General features: G+C 70.3%; 15 protein-coding genes and 1 pseudogene. 14 read left to right on the top strand and 2 right to left on the bottom strand.

Going from position 1 to position 23,803, the window contains the following annotated elements:
• From ASF38_RS17765 to ASF38_RS01670, 7 genes are all read left to right on the top strand, one after another.
• On the top strand, nt 1-211 hold a 211-nt coding region (locus tag ASF38_RS17765; protein ID WP_162237277.1), incomplete at its 5' end, for a hypothetical protein.
• The gene (locus ASF38_RS01695) at nt 208-1,680 is read left to right on the top strand and encodes an MCE family protein (RefSeq protein ID WP_056555865.1); all 1,473 of its coding nucleotides are present in this window, start codon (nt 208-210) and stop codon (nt 1,678-1,680) included. The genes ASF38_RS17765 and ASF38_RS01695, both read left to right, overlap by 4 nt.
• Nucleotides 1,677-2,891, top strand: a complete 1,215-nt coding sequence (locus ASF38_RS01690; RefSeq protein WP_055964224.1) for an MCE family protein — start codon at nt 1,677-1,679, stop codon at nt 2,889-2,891. The genes ASF38_RS01695 and ASF38_RS01690 overlap by 4 nt, the downstream gene beginning before the upstream one ends.
• Complete coding sequence (locus ASF38_RS01685; protein WP_055964226.1) at nt 2,861-3,487, top strand: hypothetical protein; 627 nt, start codon at nt 2,861-2,863, stop codon at nt 3,485-3,487. Before ASF38_RS01690 ends, ASF38_RS01685 begins: the two co-directional genes overlap by 31 nt.
• Nucleotides 3,484-4,410 (top strand): hypothetical protein, encoded by a 927-nt coding sequence (locus ASF38_RS01680; RefSeq protein ID WP_056555862.1) that lies wholly within the window; start codon nt 3,484-3,486, stop codon nt 4,408-4,410. Before ASF38_RS01685 ends, ASF38_RS01680 begins: the two co-directional genes overlap by 4 nt.
• Before the next feature lie 294 nt (nt 4,411-4,704).
• Nucleotides 4,705-8,190, top strand: coding sequence for a DNA-directed RNA polymerase subunit beta (gene rpoB, locus ASF38_RS01675; protein ID WP_055964232.1), 3,486 nt, complete (start codon nt 4,705-4,707; stop codon nt 8,188-8,190).
• An 85-nt stretch (nt 8,191-8,275) separates the two neighbouring features.
• Entirely contained in the window at nt 8,276-12,121 is a 3,846-nt protein-coding gene (locus tag ASF38_RS01670; protein ID WP_055964235.1) for a DNA-directed RNA polymerase subunit beta', read from the top strand.
• Nucleotides 12,122-12,449: 328 nt separating this feature from the next.
• Here the strand turns inward: ASF38_RS01670 and ASF38_RS01665 are convergent, their stop codons facing one another.
• On the bottom strand, nt 12,450-13,529 hold the full coding sequence (locus tag ASF38_RS01665; protein WP_082480227.1) for an acyltransferase family protein: 1,080 nt from the start codon (nt 13,527-13,529) through the stop codon (nt 12,450-12,452).
• Between the two features lie 38 nt (nt 13,530-13,567).
• On the opposite strand from ASF38_RS01665, the gene ASF38_RS01660 reads away from it, so the two are divergent.
• Complete coding sequence (locus ASF38_RS01660; protein ID WP_056573264.1) at nt 13,568-14,062, top strand: NUDIX domain-containing protein; 495 nt, start codon at nt 13,568-13,570, stop codon at nt 14,060-14,062.
• A 29-nt stretch (nt 14,063-14,091) separates the two neighbouring features.
• Here ASF38_RS01660 and ASF38_RS01655 read toward each other — a convergent pair whose 3' ends face one another.
• Nucleotides 14,092-15,219: a hypothetical protein gene (locus ASF38_RS01655; protein ID WP_056573262.1), complete on the bottom strand. Its 1,128-nt coding sequence runs from the start codon at nt 15,217-15,219 to the stop codon at nt 14,092-14,094.
• A 172-nt stretch (nt 15,220-15,391) separates the two neighbouring features.
• Between ASF38_RS01655 and ASF38_RS01650 the strand changes: the two genes are divergently transcribed.
• From ASF38_RS01650 to fusA, 6 genes and pseudogenes are all read left to right on the top strand, one after another.
• Nucleotides 15,392-16,147: a GntR family transcriptional regulator gene (locus ASF38_RS01650; protein WP_056573259.1), complete on the top strand. Its 756-nt coding sequence runs from the start codon at nt 15,392-15,394 to the stop codon at nt 16,145-16,147.
• Nucleotides 16,144-17,463, top strand: a complete 1,320-nt coding sequence (locus ASF38_RS01645; protein ID WP_055964252.1) for a hydroxyacid-oxoacid transhydrogenase — start codon at nt 16,144-16,146, stop codon at nt 17,461-17,463. Before ASF38_RS01650 ends, ASF38_RS01645 begins: the two co-directional genes overlap by 4 nt.
• Nucleotides 17,457-20,384, top strand: a complete 2,928-nt coding sequence (locus ASF38_RS01640) for an FAD-binding and (Fe-S)-binding domain-containing protein (RefSeq protein ID WP_235497342.1) — start codon at nt 17,457-17,459, stop codon at nt 20,382-20,384. The genes ASF38_RS01645 and ASF38_RS01640 overlap by 7 nt, the downstream gene beginning before the upstream one ends.
• Nucleotides 20,385-20,951: 567 nt before the next feature.
• Nucleotides 20,952-21,326, top strand: coding sequence for a 30S ribosomal protein S12 (gene rpsL / locus ASF38_RS01635; protein WP_055964255.1), 375 nt, complete (start codon nt 20,952-20,954; stop codon nt 21,324-21,326).
• Nucleotides 21,326-21,796, top strand: a complete 471-nt coding sequence (gene rpsG / locus ASF38_RS01630) for a 30S ribosomal protein S7 (protein WP_055964258.1) — start codon at nt 21,326-21,328, stop codon at nt 21,794-21,796. Before rpsL ends, rpsG begins: the two co-directional genes overlap by 1 nt.
• A gap of 71 nt (nt 21,797-21,867) precedes the next feature.
• A pseudogene (fusA, locus tag ASF38_RS01625) lies at nt 21,868-23,803 on the top strand (elongation factor G); the annotation flags it as partial.

Below are 23,803 nucleotides of genomic sequence, written 5' to 3'. Positions count from 1 at the left end.
CCTCCTCTGCAACCTCAGCGAGCAGCTGCCGATCGACCTCAACGGACCCTGCGAGGACGTGCTCGGACCGATCCTCGACGGGATCGTCTCGCCGATCATCGGCGGGCTCCCGCTCCCACGGGCCGCAGTGGCGAACGCGGCGGTGGCCGAGCCCACGTCGCCGGACCGCACCGACACGTCCCTCTCCCAGATGCTGGCGGTGGACCGATGAGCACCCGGACCGTGAACACCTCCACGCGACGACGCCCCTGGCGGACCGTGGCCGCCGGCGCGGCGAGCGCCGTGCTGCTCTCGGGCTGCTCGTTCTCGCCCTACGAGCTCCCGCTGCCCGGCGGCGCGGACCTCGGGTCCGACCCGTACACCGTCACGGTGCAGTTCCGCGACGTCCTCGACCTGGTGCCCCAGAGCGCCGTCCGGGTCGACGACATCGCGGTCGGCAAGGTCACCAAGATCCGGCTCGACGGCTGGACGGCCACCGCCACGCTCAAGATCAACCGCGACGTGGAGCTGCCCGACAACGCCGAGGCCCAGATCCGTCAGACGAGCCTGCTGGGCGAGAAGTTCGTCTCGCTCGCCCCGCCGACCACCGGCGGTGTGGGCCAGCTCGGCAACGGCGACCGCATCCCGCTCGACCGCTCGGGACGCAACCCCGACATCGAGGAGGTGCTGGGCGCTGCCTCGCTGCTGCTCAACGGCGGCGGGCTCGAGAAGACCAACACCATCGTCAAGGAGCTCAACAAGACGCTCGACGGCAACGAGCCGGAGATCAAGCAGCTCCTGCAGAGCACCACGACGTTCGTCGGTCAGCTCGACGACAACAAGGCCGACATCCTCACCGCGCTCGAGAAGGTCGACAACCTCGCCCGGGCCACGCAGGACCAGGAGGGCGCCATCACCGCCGCACTCGACGACCTGCCCGAGGCCCTGCGGGTGCTGAACGCCCAGCGCGACGACCTCGTCGGCCTGCTCACCTCGCTCGACCGGCTCAGCGACACCGCGACCGGGGTCATCCGCCGGTCGAAGGACGACACGCTCGCGGTGCTGCGCGACCTCGAGCCGACGCTGCGCGAGCTGGCGAACGCCGGTGACGACCTCGCGACCGCGAGCCAGCTGATCTTCAGCTTCCCGTTCACCGACGCGATCGTCGGCGGCAGCCCCGCCCGTGCGAGCAACCCCTGCACGGCCTACAACCCCGACGACGCCTCCACGCAGAACGATGCGACCGTCCGTCAGGACGTGGCCGACGGCGCCTGCTACGGCGACTTCATGAACCTCGACATCAACCTGTCGCTCAACACCAACCAGCTCACGAGCCTGATCGAGGGCCTGCTGTCGCTCGGCAACACGCTCGTCCCGGCCGGGGCCACCGCCGAGGCGCCCGCCGAGGGCGAGACCGCGACGGACCCGGCGGGCCAGCTCGTCGACCTGGTCGAGGGCCTCACGTCGCTGCCCACCGACGGTGGCCTCGGCTCGCTCACCGGCACCACGCCGAGGCCCAGTGCCTCGCCGTCCGCGGGGTCGAGCAGCTCGGGCGGGGGCGGCTCGAGCCAGGGCGGATCCGGTGGGAGCGGCATCTGCGCGCTGCTCGGCAACTGCCGGGTCACCACCACGAGCCAGCTGATGGCGGAGCAGACCGAGGACGTCGGCCGGCTCGTGCTCGGACCGGTGGTGTCGCGATGATCACCAGGCTCACCAAGATCCAGCTCGTCATCTTCGCCATCATCGTGGCGGTCGGTGCGACCTTCGTCGGCGGCAAGTACGCCCAGCTCGACCGGCTCTTCGTCGACCGGACCTTCCCGGTCACGGCCGACTTCGCCGACTCCGGCGGTATCTTCGCCGGCGCCGAGGTGACCTACCGCGGCATCGCGGTCGGCAAGGTCAAGCAGCTGAAGTTCACCGACGACGGCGTGGACGTGATCCTCGACATCGAGAAGAGCGCCCCCAAGATCTCCGACGACGTGGTCGCCACCGTGGCCAACAAGTCGGCCATCGGCGAGCAGTACGTCGACCTGTCGCCGCGCTCCAACCAGGCCCCGTACCTCAAGGCCGGCACCGTCATCCCGCGGTCGGACACGAACATCCCGATCTCCACCACGACGCTGCTGCTCAACCTGAACTCGCTGGTCTCCAGCATCGACACCGGCAGCCTCAAGACCGTGGTCGACGAGCTCGGCGCCGCCTTCGAGGGGACCGCGCCCGACCTGGAGCGCATCCTCGACACGTCGTCGGAGTTCATCGAGGCCGCCCAGGAGAACCTCGGCGTGACCCAGAGCCTCATCCGCAACTCCTCGGGAGTCCTGCAGACCCAGATCGACAAGCAGCCCCAGCTCGCGACGTTCGCCGAGAACCTCGCTCTGCTCTCGGACACGCTGGTCGACGCGGACCCGGACCTGCGACGTCTGGTCGACGAGGGCGCGCCGAGCGCGGCGCTCGTCAACGACGTCGTGGAGGAGAACGCAGCGCAGCTGCAGACGATCTTCGCCGACCTGCGCTCGGCCACCGAGCCGCTCGCACGCAACGCCAAGTCGCTGCGCGTGCTGGCGATCCTCTACCCGTACCTGCTCGAGGGCTCGTTCAGCGTGGTCGCCCCGGCCAAGCAGGCCGAGGGCGAGTTCGACGCCACGTTCGGCCTGGTCATCACCAACCCGGCCGACCCGGCCGCGATCAAGCCGTGCGACGAGGACGACAACGGCCAGCGCCCGCGGCGCGAGCCGCAGGAGCTGTACGACATGCAGTTCGACCTTGAGGCCGGCTGTATCGTCAAGGACAAGGTCCCGCGCGGGCCCGACAAGACCGTCATCAACCGTGACCGGGCCGCCGTGGGGACCGGGGCGGACGCCGCCGGAAAGGACTCGTGGAAGTGGCTCCTGCTCGGACCGGCGACCAGCTGACCGCGCACCGCTCCTCCCGCATCCTCGTCGTGCTCGCCGTCCTCGGCGTGCTCGTGGGGGCCGCGGGCCTGGTGGTGCCGCGGGTGATCGGCGACGGCGGCGAGGACTCCGACCGTTCCGCCGTCGCGGCGCGGGTCAACGACTTCGCCACGGTGTACAACACCTACGACGTGGCCGACCTCGCGGACTACCAGAAGCGGATGAAGCCGCTGCTGACGCCGGGCTACTACACCGAGTTCGAGCGGATCACCGGCGCCGTCTTCGGAGCCCTCGAGTCCAAGGACCAGAAGAGCGGCGCCGCCAACGTGCTCGGGGTCGCCGTCGACAGCATCGACGACGACTCGGCCGTGGCCATCGTCGCCGTCGACGCCTCGATCACGACGTCGGCCGACGAGGCAGCCGTGCAGCGTCGCTTCCGCTGGAAGGTCACGCTCACGCGCAGCGGCGACGACTGGCTCGTGAGCCAGTTCGAGACCGTCGTGCCGCTCGACGCCACCACGGGCGAGCCCGGCACCGACGGCGGCGCCACCCCGGCGCCGAGCGCCACCCCGAGCGCCGGCGCGGAGCCCCAGGAGACGCCGGAGGCCGACCAGTGAGCACCCACGACGGACCCTCCAGGCGCCGCCGCATCGCCGGCGAGAGCAAGCCGAGCGACGCGCCCCGCCCCGGACCGGCCAAGAAGGTCGTCAAGAAGCCTGTCGCGCGTCCCGGCACGCCTCCGACGTCGACGCCCGGCTCGACCCCGCGCGAGGAGCCGGCCACGCCCGTCGAGGAGTCGACCACGGGTCCTGCTGCACCCGAGGCGACCCCGACCGACGACCGCGACACCGGCGCCGCCGACGCCGCGCAGGTCGGGACCGGCGCGGACCAGGACCACGACGAGGACCGTGTCGCCGCGCCGCGCGTGGCTCCGCGTGTCGCGCGTCGTCAGGATCGCGCCGCCGCAGCCGCGGCCACCGACGGGGAGGGCACGTCGGAGACCACGTCGGCCGCTCCGGTGGAGCCGAGCGGTCCGCGTGGCCGCCCGCCGCTCGGGCGGGTCCTGCTGCTCGCCATGGTGGTGGCCTCGCTCGTGTTCGGCGCGTTCTTCGGGTACCGGGGCGTCGTCGAGTGGCGCCAGACGCACGGCGTGGACGGCGCCCACGAGGAGGCGGCCGAGACCGCGGCGTCCGCGGCGGAGACGATCTTCACGTATCGCTACGACCAGCTCGACCAGTACCTCGAGGACTCCAAGGACGTCATGACGCCCTCGTTCGCGAAGGACTTCGAGACCATCTCGCCGGCCCTCAACGACCTGGCTCCGCAGCGCAAGATCCAGGTCGAGGCCACGACCCGCGACTCCGCTGCGCTGCCGTGCGGAGACGACTGCACGCGCAGCGAGGCGAAGGTCCTGCTCTTCGTCGACCAGGCTCGGCTCGCCGACGGGTCGCAGGTGCCGACGGTCTTCGGCAACCGTGTCGAGCTCACCATGGTCGAGCGCGACGGCCGCTGGCTCGTCGACGACATCCAGGCCCTCTGAACCGACGCCCGCCCGCGGGCGACGGTGCTTCGCCCGGTGCCGACCGGGCGCCTGGGGTCCTCGAGAATCACTGGCATTGCAGTCCCAACACGCTGCTCCCCGTACGAGCGGCCGAATACTCTGAACCATACCGGCCGTCTTGTCAAGGACCAGGCTTGCGTGCGTGTGGGCCCGGGGGCTAGACTGATTCTTCGCGCCCACCTCGTCGCCCTCGTTGCCCCTTGACTGGGGGCGTCAGTCATGCGCGCAGTCCATCACGTGACACCCCTTTGCGAGCCTTTGGAAGGACCCCTCTTGGCCGCCTCGCGCACCGCCGCCGCACCTGTCCAGAACACCGGGGACAAGAACGCCCCCCGCCGCATCTCCTTCGCCAAGATCTCCGAACCGCTCGAGGTTCCCGAGCTCCTGGCCCTGCAGACCGACAGCTTCGACTGGCTGATCGGCAGCGAGAAGTGGAAGGCCGAGGTCGAGGCATCCCTCGCTGCCGGCCGCACCGACATCTCCACGAAGTCCGGTCTGGAGGAGATCTTCGAGGAGATCTCGCCCATCGAGGACTTCTCCGAGACGATGAGCCTGTCGTTCCGCGACCACCGGTTCGAGCCGCCGAAGTACTCGGTGGAGGACTGCAAGGACCGCGACGTCACCTACGCCGCCCCGCTGTTCGTGACCGCCGAGTTCATGAACAACGAGACCGGCGAGATCAAGAGCCAGACCGTCTTCATGGGTGAGTTCCCGCTCATGACCGGCAAGGGCACCTTCGTCATCAACGGCACCGAGCGTGTCGTCGTCAGCCAGCTCGTCCGCTCGCCGGGCGTCTACTTCGAGCGCACGCCCGACAAGACGTCCGACAAGGACATCTACACCGCGAAGGTCATCCCGTCGCGTGGCGCCTGGCTGGAGTTCGAGGTCGACAAGCGCGACCTCGTCGGCGTCCGTCTGGACCGCAAGCGCAAGCAGAGCGTCACCGTGCTGCTCAAGGCCCTCGGCTTCACCGAGGCGCAGATCCTCGAGGAGTTCGGCCAGTACGAGTCGATCCGCCTCACGCTGGAGAAGGACAACGTCCAGACCCAGGACGAGGCGCTGCTCGACATCTACCGCAAGCTGCGTCCGGGCGAGCCGCCGTCGCGCGAGGCCGCCCAGAACCTGCTCGACAACTACTACTTCAACACGAAGCGGTACGACCTCGCGAAGGTCGGTCGTCACAAGGTCAACAAGAAGCTGGGTGCGGACGAGGCCTTCGACCAGCAGACGCTGACGATCGACGACGTCGTCGCGACCATCAAGTACGTGGTGGCGCTGCACGCCGGCGAGACCGAGCTCGAGACGCCCGTGGGCTCCACGATCGTCGAGGCCGACGACATCGACCACTTCGGCAACCGTCGCATCCGCACGGTCGGCGAGCTGATCCAGAACCAGCTCCGCACGGGCCTGGCCCGCATGGAGCGCGTCGTGCGCGAGCGCATGACCACCCAGGACGTCGAGGCCATCACGCCGCAGACGCTCATCAACATCCGTCCGGTCGTGGCGGCGCTGAAGGAGTTCTTCGGCACGAGCCAGCTGTCGCAGTTCATGGACCAGAACAACCCGCTGGCGGGCCTGACGCACAAGCGTCGTCTGAACGCCCTCGGCCCGGGTGGTCTGTCGCGTGAGCGCGCCGGCTACGAGGTCCGCGACGTCCACCCGTCGCACTACGGCCGCATGTGCCCGATCGAGACGCCGGAAGGCCCGAACATCGGCCTCATCGGCTCGCTCGCCTCCTACGGTCGGATCAACGCGTTCGGCTTCATCGAGTCGCCGTACCGCAAGGTCGTCGACGGCACGGTCACCGAGCAGATCGACTACCTGACCGCCACGGACGAGGACCGCTACATCATCGCCCAGGCGAACTCGCCGCTCACCGACGACAGCACGTTCGTCGACGACGCCGTGCTGGTGCGCCAGCGCGGTGGCGAGGCCGAGCTGCGCCCCGCCGGCGACGTCGACTACATGGACGTCTCGCCGCGCCAGATGGTGTCGGTCGCGACCGCGCTGATCCCGTTCCTCGAGCACGACGACGCCAACCGCGCGCTCATGGGCGCCAACATGCAGCGTCAGGCCGTGCCGCTGGTGCGCAACGACGCCCCGCTCGTCGGTACCGGCATGGAGTTCCGTGCCGCCGTCGACGCCGGCGACGTCACGATCGCCAAGAAGGCGGGTGTGGTCAAGGAGGTCTCGGCCGACATGGTCGAGATCATGGAGGACGAGGGCACGTACACCACGTACCGCCTGGCCAAGTTCCGCCGCTCCAACCACGGCACCTGCACGAACCAGCGCCCCCTCGTCGCCGAGGGCCAGCGCGTCGAGGTCGGCACCCCGCTGGCCGACGGTCCGTGCACCGACGAGGGCGAGATGGCCCTGGGCACCAACCTGCTCGTGGCCTTCATGCCCTGGCAGGGCCACAACTACGAGGACGCGATCATCCTCAGCCAGCGCGTCGTGCAGGACGACCTGCTCACCTCGATCCACATCGAGGAGCACGAGGTCGACGCGCGCGACACCAAGCTGGGCCCGGAGGAGATCACCCGCGACATCCCGAACGTCAGCGAGGAGATGCTGGCCGACCTCGACGAGCGCGGCATCATCCGCATCGGCGCCGAGGTCGGCAACGGCGACATCCTCGTCGGCAAGGTCACGCCCAAGGGCGAGACCGAGCTGACGCCGGAGGAGCGCCTGCTGCGCGCCATCTTCGGCGAGAAGGCGCGCGAGGTCCGCGACACGTCGCTCAAGGTGCCCCACGGCGAGTCCGGCACCGTCATCGGCGTCCGCGTGTTCGACGCGGCCGACGGCGACGAGCTGAGCCCCGGCGTGAACCAGCTGGTGCGCGTGTACGTGGCGCAGAAGCGCAAGATCTCCGACGGCGACAAGCTGGCCGGACGTCACGGCAACAAGGGCGTCATCTCCAAGATCCTGCCCATCGAGGACATGCCGTTCCTCGAGGACGGGACGCCGGTCGACATCGTGCTGAACCCGCTGGGCGTGCCCGGCCGCATGAACGTCGGCCAGGTGCTGGAGATCCACCTCGGGTGGGTCGCCAAGGCCGGCTGGGACATCAAGGACATGAAGGACGAGTGGGCCGACCGGCTGCGCGCCATCGGCGCCGACCGGGCACCCTCGAACTCCAACATCGCGACGCCCGTCTTCGACGGTGCCCGCGAGGACGAGATCCAGGGCCTGCTCGCCTCGACCCTGCCCAACCGCGACGGCGAGCGCATGGTCGGCCCCGACGGCAAGGCGGTGCTCTTCGACGGTCGTACCGGCGAGAAGTTCCCCGACCCGATCAGCGTCGGCTACATGTACATCCTGAAGCTGCACCACCTGGTCGACGACAAGATCCACGCCCGCTCGACCGGTCCGTACTCGATGATCACCCAGCAGCCGCTCGGCGGTAAGGCCCAGTTCGGTGGCCAGCGCTTCGGTGAGATGGAGGTCTGGGCCCTCGAGGCCTACGGTGCCGCGTACGCGCTGCAGGAGCTCCTGACGATCAAGTCCGACGACATCGTGGGCCGCGTCAAGGTCTACGAGGCCATCGTCAAGGGCGAGAACGTGCCCGAGCCCGGCATCCCGGAGTCCTTCAAGGTGCTCGTCAAGGAGATGCAGTCGCTGTGCCTGAACGTCGAGGTCCTCTCGGCCGACGGCTCGAGGGTCGAGATGCGCGACGCGGAGGAAGACCTCTTCCGCGCCGCCGAGGAGCTCGGCATCGACCTGTCGCGTCGCGAGCCCTCCAGCGTCGAAGAAGTGTGAGCCCCTGGGGCGCCGCCTCGGCGGCGCCCCACCCTCACTCCCCGCTCTACACAGAACTTTCGAAACGTAAGGGAAAGAAGACAACGTGCTCGACGTGAACTTCTTCGATCAGCTCAAGATCGGCCTCGCCACCGCGGACGACATCCGTCAGTGGTCGTTCGGCGAGGTCAAGAAGCCTGAGACGATCAACTACCGCACGCTCAAGCCTGAGCGTGACGGCCTCTTCTGCGAGAAGATCTTCGGTCCCACCCGGGACTGGGAGTGCTACTGCGGCAAGTACAAGCGCGTGCGCTTCAAGGGCATCATCTGCGAGCGCTGCGGCGTCGAGGTGACCCGTTCGAAGGTCCGTCGCGAGCGCATGGGCCACATCGAGCTCGCCGCTCCCGTCACCCACATCTGGTACTTCAAGGGTGTTCCCAGCCGTCTGGGCTACCTGCTCGACCTCGCCCCGAAGGACCTCGAGAAGGTCATCTACTTCGCGGCCTACATGATCACCCGCGTCGACGAGGACGCGCGTCACCGCGACCTGTCGTCCCTGGAGTCGAAGATCGGCCTCGAGGTCGAGCAGCTCGAGACCCGTCGCGACAACGAGGTCAACGAGCGTCTGCAGAAGCTCGAGGAGGACCTCAAGGCCCTCGAGGCCGAGGGTGCCAAGGCCGACGCCAAGCGCAAGGTCAAGGACGCCGCCGAGCGTGAGGCCAAGCAGCGTCGTGACCGCATCCAGCGCGAGATCGACCGCCTGAACGAGGTCTGGGACCGCTTCAAGAACCTCAAGGTCCAGGACCTCGAGGGCGACGAGATGCTCTACCGCGAGATGACGTACCGCTTCGGTGCGTACTTCGAGGGGTACATGGGCGCCGCCGCCATCCAGAAGCGCCTGCAGTCGTTCGACCTCGACGCCGAGGCCGAGTCGCTGCGCGAGATCATCGCCACCGGCAAGGGCCAGAAGAAGACCCGTGCGCTCAAGCGCCTCAAGGTCGTCTCCGCGTTCCTCGGCAGCAGCAACCACCCCGAGGGCATGGTCCTCGACGCCGTCCCGGTGATCCCGCCGGAGCTGCGCCCGATGGTCCAGCTCGACGGTGGCCGCTTCGCGACGAGCGATCTCAACGACCTGTACCGCCGCGTCATCAACCGCAACAACCGTCTCAAGCGACTGCTCGACCTCGGCGCGCCCGAGATCATCGTCAACAACGAGAAGCGGATGCTGCAGGAGGCCGTCGACTCGCTGTTCGACAACGGCCGTCGTGGCCGTCCCGTCACGGGACCGGGCAACCGTCCGCTCAAGTCCATCTCGGACATGCTCAAGGGCAAGCAGGGTCGGTTCCGTCAGAACCTGCTCGGCAAGCGCGTCGACTACTCCGGCCGTTCGGTCATCGTGGTCGGCCCGCAGCTCAAGCTGCACCAGTGCGGTCTGCCCAAGCAGATGGCGATCGAGCTGTTCAAGCCGTTCGTCATGAAGCGTCTCGTCGACCTCAACCACGCGCAGAACATCAAGAGCGCCAAGCGCATGGTCGAGCGCGGAGTCCGGGCCGAGGTCTGGGACGTGCTCGAGGAGGTCATCACCGAGCACCCCGTGCTGCTCAACCGTGCACCCACCCTGCACCGTCTGGGCATCCAGGCGTTCGAGCCGCAGCTCATCGAGGGCAAGGCCATCCAGATCCACCCGCTCGTCTGCTCGGCCTTCAACGCCGACTTCGACGGTGACCAGATGGCCGTGCACCTGCCGCTGAGCGCCGAGGCGCAGGCCGAGGCCCGCATCCTCATGCTGAGCACGAACAACATCCTGAAGCCGTCCGACGGCCGCCCGGTCACCATGCCGACCCAGGACATGATCATCGGCCTGTACTTCCTCACGCTCGAGCGTGAGGGGCACGTGGGCGAGGGTCGTGCGTTCAGCTCGGTCTCCGAGGCGGTCATGGCGTTCGACCGCCACGAGATCACCCTGCAGAGCAAGGTGCGCATCCGCATCCCGGGCGTCGACGGAACGGTCGAGTCGCGCGAGACCACGCTGGGTCGCGCCATCTTCAACCAGGCGCTGCCGGACGACTACGCGTACGTGAACTACCAGGTCGGCAAGAAGGAGCTCGGGGTCATCGTCAACGACCTCGCCGAGCGCTACAGCAAGATCGACGTGGGCGTCGCGCTCGACAACCTCAAGGAGACCGGTTTCCACTGGGCCACGCGCTCGGGCGTCACCATCTCCATCGAGGACGTCGTCACGCCGGAGAACAAGCAGGAGATCCTCACCAAGTACGAGGGTCAGGCTGCCAAGGTCCAGCAGCAGTTCGACCGCGGTCTCATCACCGAGGACGAGCGGCGCCAGGAGCTCATCGAGATCTGGACCCAGGCCACGGCCGAGGTCTCCAGCGAGATGGAGAAGAAGTTCACGGCCGACGCCGACAACCCGATCTGGATGATGGTCCACTCGGGCGCACGAGGCAACATGATGCAGGTGCGTCAGATCGCCGCCATGCGTGGCCTCGTGGCCAACCCGAAGGGCGAGATCATCCCGCGCCCGATCAAGGCCAACTTCCGTGAGGGCCTGAGCGTCGTCGAGTACTTCATCGCGACGCACGGTGCCCGCAAGGGCCTGGCCGACACCGCCCTGCGCACGGCCGACTCCGGCTACCTGACGCGTCGACTCGTCGACGTCAGCCAGGACGTGATCATCCGCGAGGAGGACTGCGGCACCGAGCGCGGTCTGCCCAAGGTGATCGCGACCCGCCTGGACGACGGCACGTTCGTGCCCGCCGAGAACGTCGAGACCTCGGCGTACTCGCGCAGCGCGGCCACCCAGATCACGCACCCGGAGACGGGCGAGGTGCTCGTGGAGGCCGGTGGCGACCTCGGCGACGTCGAGATCAGCCAGCTCGTCGTGGCCGGTGTGGAGTCCATCCGGGTCCGCACGGTGCTCACGTGCGAGGCGGCGGCCGGTACCTGCGCCAAGTGCTACGGCCGTTCGCTGGCCACCGGCAAGCTCGTCGACATCGGCGAGGCGGTCGGCACCATCGCCGCCCAGTCGATCGGTGAGCCCGGCACGCAGCTGACCATGCGTACCTTCCACACCGGTGGTGTGGCCGGTGACGACATCACGCACGGTCTGCCGCGCGTGGTCGAGCTGTTCGAGGCACGCCAGCCCAAGGGTCGCGCTCCCATCACGGAGTCGGCCGGACGGGTGCGCATCGACGACACCGACAAGACCCGCAAGCTCGTCGTCGTCCCCGACGACGGGTCCGAGGAGCAGGAGTACCCGGTCAGCAAGCGCTCGCGCCTGCTCATCGAGGACGGCTCCCACGTCGAGGTCGGCGACCAGCTCACGCACGGCACGCCGGACCCGCAGGAGGTCCTGCGCATCCTCGGTGTCCGTCGGGCGCAGGAGCACCTCGTGGACGAGGTCCAGGAGGTCTACCGCAGCCAGGGCGTGGCGATCCACGACAAGCACATCGAGATCATCGTGCGGCAGATGCTGCGTCGGGTGACGGTCATCGAGCAGGGTGACTCCAACCTGATCCCCGGTGACCTGGCCGATCGTGCGACGTTCGAGTCCGAGAACCGTCGGGTCGTCGCCGAGGGCGGCACCCCGGCCTCGGGTCGTCCGGTGCTGATGGGCATCACGAAGGCCTCGCTGGCCGTCGAGTCGTGGCTGTCGGCCGCCTCCTTCCAGGAGACGACCCGCGTCCTCACCGACGCGGCGATCCACGGCAAGTCGGACTCGTTGCGTGGCCTGAAGGAGAACATCATCATCGGCAAGCTCATCCCGGCAGGCACCGGTCTCGACCGGTACCGCAACATCCGGGTCGAGCCCACCGAGGAGGCACGCCAGGCGGCGTACGCCGTCACGGGCTACGAGTCCTACGACTACGGCTTCGGCTCCGCCGACGGCCAGCCCGTCCAGCTCGACGACTACGACTTCACGTCGTACGAGTCCTGAGCGACTGACACCCCGACGGCCCCGGACCTCACGGTCCGGGGCCGTCGGCGTTCGGGCGGACGACGTGGTGGTGCGCTGTCGCCCTTCGTCCGACCCACCGGTGCGCTCTCGCAGGGGGTCGCGACCTTCCTGGTGCGCTGCCTCGGCCAGCGCTCGGCGCGGTCTCCGAAAGAGCCTCGACCGGGCGGCGGGGCGGGACCTTCGTCGAGCTCTCGGGCTGTCGTCGGGCCTCGGGGGACGCAGCATCCTGCGTCACCCCGACGCCTGGACCGGATCCGCGCAGGCAGCGCCCACGCAGGTCGAGACCTACCGCCGGCAGCGCGCCGACTCAGCCCGCCGTGGCCGCCTTCTTCTCGGCCGGCTTCGCGTCCGCCTCGGGACGGAACAACCAGGTCAGGCGCGGCTCGAAGACCGGTCGGAAGACGGTGGAGACGAGCTTGGTCATCAGCAGGTTGGCCACCACGACGGCCACCACCATCGTGAGGGCCGCGGCGGGGGCGCCGTACCGGTCGATCCGGTCGAAGACCTCGAACTGGTACCGCAGGACCAGGATGATGTAGCCGTGCAGGAGGTAGCAGTAGAAGGTGCGGCTGCCCATGAACGTCGTCCACGAGCGTCGACGCGGCACGAGCGAGAGGGCCGCGAACGTGAGCACGAGGCCCACCACCAACAGCTCGGCGCGCTGCGTGATCCCCTCGAGCGGGGTGGCGCCCAACGGGTCCTCGTCGTAGCGCTGCTTCCAGAGCAGCCAGTCGAGCGTCCAGTCGGCCGAGTACAGGTAGCAGACCACGAAGCTGCCGGCGAGCAGCAGCGCCGACGCGATGCGGATGCGGGTGTCGGCCAGCCGCTCGAAGCGCTCGCGACTCATGTGCAGCCCGATCACGTAGAAGGGCAGGAACCCCAGGATCTTCGGCAGCGCGAGCACGTTCGGCACCTCGATGAGCCCGACGAGGAGCGAGATGGCGATCGACGTCGTGATGGGGTACTTCAGCGCCCGCCAGATCGGGGTGGTCAGCCGCCACACGAACAGCGCCGCCATGAACCAGGCCAGCCACTGGGGCGAGAGGAACATGTAGGGGTCCGGCTCGTCGGTGTAGTGGCGCGTGATCATCTGCATCGAGATCTCGACGATCAGGTACGGGACGACGAGGGTGCTGACGATCCGCCGCACCTGGCGGGCGTCGCCCATGTACCGGCGCGCGGTGTACCCGGAGATCAGGATGAAGAACGGCATGTGGAACGCGTAGATCCACACGTACACGCCGCGCGCCGAGTCCATGGCCACGAACTGCGTCAGGGAGTGCCCGATCACGACGAGCAGCATCACCCAGTACCGTGCGTTGTCGAGGTAGGCGACACGCTCCTTGGGGGCAGCGGTCGTCACGGGCAACGGGTCGAGAGCGCTCATCGTGGATGAACTCTAGTGGAGCGGGCAAGGGGGAGCCGATGACGAGCAGCCAGGACGCGCGTCGCACGCAGCGACTGGGTGCCTATGCGGTCGTGGTCGTCGACGACGAGCGCGGCGTGCCGCACCTGCTGCTGACGCGGGTCTCGCCGTCCGGCTACCCCGCGGGGTGGTGGGCGCTGCCCGGCGGCGGCGTCGAGCACGGGGAGTCGCCGCACGACGCCGTGCTGCGCGAGCTGCACGAGGAGACGGGTCTCGCCGCGACCACCAGCCGCCTGGTCGACGTCCACGACGTGCACACCGTGGCGCCGGGGCGCGACGACCGGTTCGAGGACTACCACGGCGTCCACCTGCTGTACGCCGTCACCGTCGAGGGGGCAGGGCCCGGCCGACCGCTGCCCGCGCCTCGGGTCGTCGAGGTCGACGGCACCGCCGACGTCGCGGCCTGGCTCCCGCTCGACCACGTCGACGACGGAGAACGCCGGCTGCTGCCCGCCGTCCAGCACGCGCTCGACCACCTCGACCAGTACCGGTAGCGGGCGGTGTCGGTAGCGAGCCGGGACGATCAGGGCTTGGCGGGCGCGGGCGTGTAGAAGAGCATCGCGTAGCTCCCGCGGGCCGACAGCACGAAGGTCGCGCGGGCGCGGCTCCCGTCCTCGCCGCGCGCCGAGTACGTCGTGCTGATCTCGTTGAGGTCCTCCACCACGTCCTTGGTGGGCGTCCCGACGCTGGCCGCGAAGTCCTCGGCGATCGCGTCGGCCTCGCGCACCCGGTCGGCCACGACGGCCGCGAAGCGCGGTCGGTCGCCGCTCAGCAGGAGGGTCCCCGTGGACGGGACGGTCCAGCGTCCGTCGAGCAGGGGTTCGCTGCCCTCGGCCTCGACGTCCATGCTCGGCCAGATGAGCCCGGACCGGTCCTCGCCCTCGACGTCGCGGGGGACCTCGGCCGAGGAGGCGCGGGGCTCCAGCTGACCACTGCGGGGATCGCCCAGGTACTCGGCGCGCACGGTCATGACGGGGCGGCGGTCGCTGGCCGGGTACGCGGTGCGGGTGGCCACGTCGCCGGGGTCGGCGGTGATGGTGATGCGGATGTCGCGGTCGTCGGCGGTGGCGCCGCGCGCGGAGACCGTGCAGCCGGTGATCCGCTTGCCCTCGGCCCTGCAGAACTGCGAGAGGTCGTCCTCGACGAGGTTGGCATCGGGGATGACGGCGTTGACCTGGGCGATCAGCCGCCGCAGCACGAGCGTCGGGTCCCCGTCGACGCGCAGCAGCGAGATCGTGACGTCGGGGCGAGGTGCGTCGTCGATGAGGGCGAACGTGTCGTCGCTGGGGCGCGTCGCGGGCGTCTCGCTCTCGCTCGGCGTGGGCTCCGGTGCCTCGGAGGCGTCCTCGTCGCCGTCGGCCTCGGCCGCCTCCCTCTGGGCCTCGGCCGCGTCGAGCTGCGGCTGGTAGGCCTGGATGAGTGCGGGGCTGCGGTAGCGCACGAGCGGGCCGAGCTGCGCGGCGCCGGAGGGCACCTCCAGCCCGTAGGAGATCGGGCTCTGCGGGCCGGACTCGTGCTCGGTGACGTCGACGGCGGCAGAGGCCTGGGCGCTCGGGTCGGCACTCGGGTCGACGTCGGACTGGGACCGGGTCTCGCACGCGCCGAGGGTGAGCACGCCGACGAGGGCGAGCAGGGTCGCGGTCCGTCTCATGGGTCTCCTCGGGGCTGGGTCGAGCCCGGTGCGGGGGCGTGCCTCGACCGGTCCGGAGCGCGAACCGGTCCGTTCCATCCTGCCGCAGGCGCACAACGGTGCGCCTCCCAGGTCGACGCAGGCGCGGTAGGTTGGCGCGTCAGGTCCGGACACGGGGCGAGGAGGCGACGCGATGACCGCCCGCACGACGACCGCCGAGCGGGTGTTCGCCCGCCTGCGGGAGGAGATCCTGACCGGTCGGATGGCTCCGGGGTCCCAGCACTCGATCTACCGGCTCGCCGACGAGCTCGAGGTCTCCCGCACCCCCGTGCGCGAGGCCGTGCTCCGCCTGGCCGACGCCGGGCTCGTCACGGTCGAGCGCAACCGGGGGCTCCGGGTCCGGGGCGTCACGGTGCAGGACGTGCTGGAGGTCTTCGACCTGCGCCTGCTGCTGGAGGTCCCCGCCGCCGCGTTCGCCGCACGGCACGCCGACGCCGACCAGTGCGCCGCTCTGGAGGGTCACCTGGCGGCGATGGAGCAGGCGGCCCGGGACGGGGACGAGCAGGCGTTCGATGGCCACGACCGGGCCCTGCACGCCGCCCTGCACGCGGTGAGCGGCAACAGCAGGCTGGGGGAGGAGGTGCTGGCGCTGCGCGCCTCCATCCAGGCGCGAGGCGCGGTGACCCTGCACCGGTCGCGTGGTGCGCAGGAGATCCTCGAGGAGCACACGCCCATCGTCGAGGCGGTCGTCGCCGGTGACGTCCGGAGCGCGGCGGTGCTCATGCGCGACCACCTCGTGCACACCGCCGAGCTGCTCGCGCGCCAGCTGGACCCGGAGGTCGACGTCGCGGCCTGGAGGACGCGGACCGCCTCGTTCGTCGTCAGTAGCATGCTACTGTCGGACGACATCTCCCGATCATCGGATCCCGGCCGGCAGGAGCGGACATGAGCCACGGTGCGAGCGGGTTCACCCCCGACCATCCCGAGACCGTCTTCACCTACGGTGCTCCCGGCCTCAAGCTGGGCGTCGGCGCGCGCCACGAGCTCGGCCACGACCTTGCCGTGCTGGGCGCGCGGCGGGTGCTGCTCGTGACCGACCCCGGCGTGGCCGCCACCGGGGCGCCCGCCGAGATCGCCGAGCGCGTCGGTCGCGACGGGATCGACGTCGTGACCTTCGACCGGAGTCGGGTGGAGCCCACCGACGCGAGCCTGCTCGAGGCCATCGCCTTCGCCCGCGAGAACGGCCCGTTCGACGCCGTGCTCGCGGTCGGTGGCGGCAGCAGCATCGACACCGCCAAGGCCGTCGACCTGATGCTGACCAACGACGGCGAGCTCATGGACTACGTGAACGCCCCCGTCGGCGGCGGTCGCGCCCCGGCCAACCCGCTGCTTCCCCTCGTGGCCGTGCCGACCACGACCGGGACGGGCAGCGAGAGCACGACCATCTGCGTCCTCGACGTGGTGAGCCAGCACGTCAAGACCGGCATCTCCCACCCCCGGCTGCGGCCGACCCTGGCCGTCGTGGACCCCGAGCTGACCCTGACCCAGCCGGCGAACGTGACCGCCGCGTCCGGGCTCGACATCCTGTGCCACGCGCTGGAGAGCTACACGGCTCGGCCCTACGCGTCCTACGAGGCCAAGACCGCCGACCAGCGGGTGCCCTACTGCGGCTCCAACCCGATCTCCGACGTCTGGTCCGAGCGCGCGCTCGCCCTCATGGCCACGTCCTTCCGCCGCGCCGTGACCCACGGCGGCGACCTCGAGGCGCGCACGCAGGTGGCCACGGCCGCCACCTTCGCCGGGCTCGGGTTCGGCAACGCGGGCGTGCACATCCCGCACGCGAACGCCTACCCGATCGCCGGACAGGTCCGCGAGTTCCGTCCCGACCACTACCCGGCCGACGACGGCGCCTCCGGCCACGCCGGCCTGGTGCCGCACGGCATGGCGGTCTCCCTCACCGCACCCGCCGCGTTCCGGTTCACCTTCGACGCCGCCCCCGACCGCCACGTGCGCGCCGCCCGGCTGCTCGACCCCGACGCCGTCATGACCGACGACCCGGCCGACCTGCTGCCGCAGGTTCTCACGGCGGTCATGCGCGACGTCGGCATCCCCGCCGGCCTCGCCGCCGTCGGGTTCGGCGCCGCCGACCTCGACCCGCTCGTCGAGGGCGCCATGAAGCAGCAGCGCCTCCTCGCCACGGCCCCGCGCGAGGTCACCGAGGACGACGTCGCGGGGATCCTCGACGCCTCGCTCGAGCTGTGGTGAGCCTCGAGGCGCCGCCGACGGCCGGGAGCGCCTCCGCGACCGACGTGGTGGCCGAGCTGCGCCGCCGCGGCGTCGCCGACGTCGACGACTCGACCACCACGCGTGCGCTCTACAGCACCGACGCCTCGCTCTACCGCGTCGTGCCGCAGGTGGTCGTGCGGCCGCGCGAGGTCGACGAGGTGCTCGCCGTCCTCGACGCGTCGCGCGCCACCGGGGTGCCCGTCACGTCCCGCGGCGCCGGCACCTCCATCGCCGGCAACGCCGTCGGCACCGGGATCGTGGTCGACTTCGCCAAGCACCTCAACCGGGTGCACGAGGTCGACGCCGAGCGGCGGGTCGCACGGGTCGACCCGGGTGTGGTGCACGCTGCGCTGCAGAAGGTCGCGGCGCCGCAGGGCCTGCGCTTCGGGCCCGACCCGTCCACGCACACCCGCTGCACGATCGGCGGCATGATCGGCAACAACGCGTGCGGCAACCGTGCCCTCGGGTACGGCCGCAGCTCCGACAACGTGGCCGCGCTGGACCTCGCCACGGGGACGGGGGAGCGCCTGGTGGTGGGCCGTGACGTCACCGCGACGTCGTCCACCCTGGACCGGCTGCGCGACGTCGTCGCGACCGACCTCGCGACCGTGCGCACCGAGCTCGGCCGCTTCGGCCGCCAGGTCTCCGGCTACAGCCTCGAGCACCTGCTGCCCGAGCGGGGCTTCGACGTCGCGTCCTTCATGGCCGGGTCCGAGGGCACGCTCGGCGTGCTGCTCGGTGCCACCGTCGACCTCGTGGCCACGCCGCGCCACGTGCACCTCGTCGTGCTGGGCTACGGGTCGATGGCCGAGGCCGGGGACGACGTGCCCACCATGCTTCCGCACGGTCCGATCGCCTGCGAGGGCCTGGGCGCCCGGATCATCGAGGTCTACCGGGCCGCCAAGGGTGCCGCGGGCGTGCCCGAGTACCCCCGTGGCGGCGGCTTCCTCTACGTGGAGCTGGCCGGAGACGACCCCGCCGAGCTCGCGGCCCAGGCCGACCGCGTCGTGGCCGACTCGGCCGCGCTGGCGCACCGCCACGTGACGTCGGTGGCCGAGCAGGCGGCGTTCTGGCGGATCCGCGAGGAGGGCGCCGGTCTCGCCTCACGCATCTGGGACCGTCCCGCGCTCTCCGGCTGGGAGGACGCCGCCGTGCCGCCCGCGAGCGTCGGCGCCTACCTGCGCGACTTCGACGCCCTGCTCCAGCAGCACGACCTGCACGGCGAGCCGTACGGCCACCTCGGCGACGGCTGCGTGCACGTGCGGATCGACTTCCCGATCTCCGAGCCCGGTGGTCCGGCCGGGTACCGGGCCTTCATCGAGGACGCCGCCCGCCTGACCGCGTCGCACGGCGGCTCCTTCTCGGGCGAGCACGGCGACGGCCGGGCCCGCTCGGAGCTGCTGCCGCTCATGTACTCCGCCCCGGCGCTCGCGCTCTTCCGCGGGGTCAAGCACGTGCTCGACCCCGACGACCTGCTCAACCCCGGCGTCCTCGTCGACCCCGATCCTGTGCCGTCCGCCGCCCCCCATGGCCGCGGAGTCCCGGCACCCCTGCCGGGCGTGCGCGCCCTGGATGCCGATCTACGCGCGCAGGGCAAGGGCTGGGCCGCGGGCCTCCAGGGCACCCGTCGCGGCCTGCGCCTGCTGCACGACGACGGCGACCTGGGTGCCGCCGTGCACCGCTGCACCGGCGTCGGCAAGTGCCTGGCCGACAACCGGACGTCGAACGGCGTCATGTGCCCCTCGTTCCAGGCCACCCGCGACGAGAAGGACTCCACCCGTGGCCGCGCCCGTGTGCTGCAGGAGATGGTCGACGGTCGTCTCGTCACCGGCGGCTACCGCGCTCCCGAGGTGCACGAGGCGCTCGACCTCTGCCTCTCCTGCAAGGGCTGCCTGAACGACTGCCCCACCGGCATCGACATGGCCACCTACAAGTCCGAGGTGCTGCACCAGACCTACCGGGGGCGGGTCCGTCCCCGCAGCCACTACGTGCTCGGCAAGCTGCCGTTCTGGGCGCGGCTCACCTCTCCGGTGGCTCGCCTGGCGAACCTCGCGCTGCGCGTGCCCGGACTCGCCCACGTGGCGCGCTGGGTGGCGGGCGTCGACCAGCGTCGCAGCCTGCCTGCCTTCGCCACGCAGCGCTTCAGCCGGGCGGCGCGACCGCTGCTCACCGCTCGGGCCGAGGCCTCCCGCGACGAGCGACCGCGCGTGGCGATCTGGGCCGACTCCTTCACCGAGTACTTCTCCACGTCGGGCGGCCTCGCCGCCGTCCGGCTCCTGGAGTCCGCCGGCTACCGGGTCGAGGTCGTGCAGAAGCAGTCCTGCTGCGGGCTCACGTGGATCACGACCGGCCAGCTCGACACCGCCCGCGAGCTCGTCGAGCGCACCGTGGCCGTGCTGCACGAGTACGTCGCCGCCGGCGTGCCGGTGGTCGGTCTCGAGCCCTCGTGCCTCGCCGTCCTGCGGTCCGACGCCGTGGAGCTGACCGACGACCCGCGGGCCGTCGAGGTCGCGGCAGGCGTGCACACCGTGGCCGAGCTGCTGGCGCGGACCGACGGCTGGGAGCCGCCGGACCTCAGGGGCACCGAGGTCGTCGTCCAGCCGCACTGCCACCAGTCGTCGGTGCTCGGCTTCGAGGCCGACATGGACCTGCTCGGCCGGACCGGGGCCACGGTCACGAGGCTGTCGGGCTGCTGCGGCCTGGCCGGCAACTTCGGGGTCGAGCGCGGCCACTACGAGGTGTCGGTGGCGGTCGCCGAGCAGCAGCTGATGCCCGCCGTCCGCGCGATGGGGGAGGGCGCGGTCGTCCTGGCCGACGGCTTCTCCTGCCGCACCCAGCTCGACGACCTGGCCGACGTGCCGGCAATCCACCTGACCGAGCTGCTCGCGCCGGGGGAGTAGGTCTCGTCCCGAGGCTGCGCCGCCCGGCTTCGTCCCGTCCTGCGGCTGCGCCGCCGCGCCTCGCCGCGGACCTGCGCCCCGGAGGCCTCGACGAGGGACCTGGGTGCGCGCCGATCCGGGTGCGCCCGCTCCGGGCCCCGCGCGGTAGGTGGCCCGCGCTTCAGCCGCCCCGGGAGGTAGGCCGCCCGCGGATACGGGCCCGCCATCCGCGGGCGGCCTACCTCCACCCCTCGCGTGGCGCGGCCCACCTACCTTTCACTGCCCGGTGGTGGCCCCGCCGGCCCGGTCGGCTCCCCGTTCGAGGCGTTTCGGAGCCTGACCCGGCTCGGCGCCGAGGCAGCGCAGCCGCAGGACGAGTCCGAGCCGACGCAGCCGCAGGACGAGACCCGTCCGGAACAGCCCGGCCGCGGGAACTCCGCGATTTGCTCGGGCGTTGTGCGGGAAGGTACTGTTGAGTGCTGTGCCTGGATCTGCCAGGCCGCTGCGCGCATCCCGCCACCCAGCACCAGTTCGGCGGCGAGTGCAGCACGACTCAGAGTCCTTCTCGCCTGAAGAAAGAAGTCCGTAGTGCCCACGATCAACCAGCTGGTCCGCAAGGGCCGCCAGACCAAGGTGACCAAGACCACCACGCCGGCACTCAAGGGCTCGCCCCAGCGCCGCGGTGTCTGCACCCGCGTCTACACCACGACCCCGAAGAAGCCGAACTCGGCGCTTCGCAAGGTCGCTCGTGTGCGTCTGTCTTCCGGTACCGAGGTCACCGCGTACATCCCCGGTGAGGGCCACAACCTCCAGGAGCACTCCATCGTGCTCGTGCGTGGCGGTCGTGTGAAGGACCTCCCGGGTGTGCGCTACAAGATCGTTCGCGGCTCCCTCGACACCCAGGGTGTCAAGGGTCGCAAGCAGGCTCGCAGCCGCTACGGCGCGAAGAAGGAGAAGAGCTAATGCCTCGCAAGGGTCCCGCGCCGAAGCGCATCCCCGAGACCGACCCGGTCTACAACAACCAGCTCGTCACGATGCTGATCAACAAGATCCTCGTCGACGGCAAGAAGCAGACCGCCCAGCGCATCGTCTACACCGCGCTCGAGGGCACCCGCGACAAGTCCGGCACCGACCCGGTCGTCACCCTCAAGCGCGCGCTCGACAACGTCAAGCCCGCCCTCGAGGTCAAGTCCCGTCGTGTCGGCGGTGCGACCTACCAGGTCCCGATCGAGGTCCGCCCCGCCCGCCAGACCACCCTCGCCCTGCGCTGGCTGGTCAAGTACTCGAGCGAGCGTCGCGAGAAGACGATGGCCGAGCGCCTCATGAACGAGCTCCTCGACGCCAGCAATGGCCTCGGCGGCAGCGTCAAGAAGCGCGAGGACACGCACAAGATGGCAGAGGCCAACCGCGCCTTCGCCCACTACCGCTGGTAGCCGGTTCGCCGGAGCACCCCGGTGCTCCGGCGACAGAACATCCAAGACTTCCGAAGGAAAGCTGAAGCCACGTGGCAACCGACATCACCACCGACCTGACCCGGGTCCGCAACATCGGCATCATGGCGCACATCGACGCCGGCAAGACCACCACCACCGAGCGGATCCTGTTCTACACCGGCATCACCTACAAGATCGGTGAGGTCCACGACGGCGGCGCCACCATGGACTGGATGGAGCAGGAGCAGGAGCGCGGCATCACCATCACGTCCGCCGCGACGACCTGCTGGTGGAAGGACCACCAGATCAACATCATCGACACCCCCGGTCACGTCGACTTCACGGTCGAGGTCGAGCGCTCGCTGCGCGTCCTCGACGGTGCCGTCGCCGTGTTCGACGGTGTCGCCGGTGTCGAGCCGCAGTCCGAGACCGTGTGGCGCCAGGCCGACAAGTACGGCGTGCCGCGCATGTGCTTCGTCAACAAGCTCGACCGCACGGGCGCCTCGTTCGACTTCTGCGTCAAGACCATCCGCGAGCGCCTCGGCGCCACGCCGCTGGTCCTGCAGCTGCCCATCGGTGCCGAGAGCGACTTCCTCGGCGTCGTCGACCTCGTCGGCATGCGTGCCCTCACGTGGCGCGGCGAGACGACGATCGGTGAGGACTACACGGTCGAGGAGATCCCGGCCGAGCTCGCCGACGCCGCCGCCGAGGGTCGCGAGGCCCTCCTGGAGACGCTCTCCGACGTCGACGACGCGATCGCCGAGAAGTTCCTCGACGGCGAGGACATCCCCGTCGACGAGCTGAAGGCCGCGATCCGTCGCGCCACCCTGGCCGCCGAGCTCAACCCGGTGCTGTGCGGCACGGCGTTCAAGAACAAGGGCGTGCAGCCCCTGCTCGACGCCGTCGTCGACTTCCTGCCGTCCCCGATCGACGTGGGCGACGTCAAGGGCCACGACGCCAAGGACGAGACCGTCGAGGACACCCGCCCGCCGTCGGAGGACGCGCCGTTCGCCGGCCTGGCCTTCAAGATCGCCACGGACCCGCACCTGGGCAAGCTCACCTTCGTCCGCGTGTACTCCGGTCGCCTGGAGTCGGGCACCTCGGTGCTCAACGTGACCAAGGGCCGCAAGGAGCGGATCGGCAAGGTCTACCAGATGCACGCCAACAAGCGTGAGGAGATCGCGTCGGTCGGCGCCGGCCAGATCGTGGCCGTCATGGGCCTCAAGGACACGACCACGGGCGAGACGCTGGCCGACTCGGCCAAGCCGATCGTGCTCGAGTCGATGACCTTCCCCGACCCGGTCATCCAGGTCGCCATCGAGCCCAAGACCAAGAGCGACCAGGAGAAGCTCGGCGTCGCCATCCAGAAGCTCGCCGAGGAGGACCCGACGTTCCAGGTCCACACCGACGAGGAGACCGGACAGACGATCATCGCCGGCATGGGCGAGCTCCACCTCGACATCCTCGTGGACCGCATGAAGCGCGAGTTCAAGGTCGAGGCCAACGTCGGCAAGCCGCAGGTCGCGTACCGCGAGACCATCAAGAAGACGGTCACCGGGCACAGCTACACCCACAAGAAGCAGACCGGTGGTTCCGGACAGTTCGCCAAGGTCGTCATCGGCGTGGCCCCCAACGGCCCCGACGCGGGCGGCGAGGGCGGCTACGAGTTCCACAACGAGGTCACCGGTGGTCGCGTGCCGAAGGAGTACATCCCCTCGGTCGACGCCGGCGGTCAGGCAGCCATGGAGTTCGGCGTGCTCGCCGGCTACCCCATGGTCGACGTCAAGTTCACCCTGGAGGACGGCGCGTACCACGACGTCGACTCCAGCGAGCTGGCGTTCAAGCTGGCCGGCAACATGGCCTTCAAGGAGGCCGCACGCAAGGCCGACCCGGCTCTGCTCGAGCCGATGTTCGCCGTCGAGGTCACGACGCCCGAGGACTACATGGGCGACGTGATCGGCGACCTCAACTCCCGCCGTGGACAGGTCCAGGCGATGGAGGAGGGCT

Origin of the sequence: Aeromicrobium sp. Leaf272 (genome assembly GCF_001422865.1) — a bacterium.
GTDB lineage: Bacteria > Actinomycetota > Actinomycetes > Propionibacteriales > Nocardioidaceae > Aeromicrobium.
The sequence above is the reverse complement of the archived record's forward strand: the minus strand, read 5'-3'. Positions and strand labels throughout refer to the sequence as shown.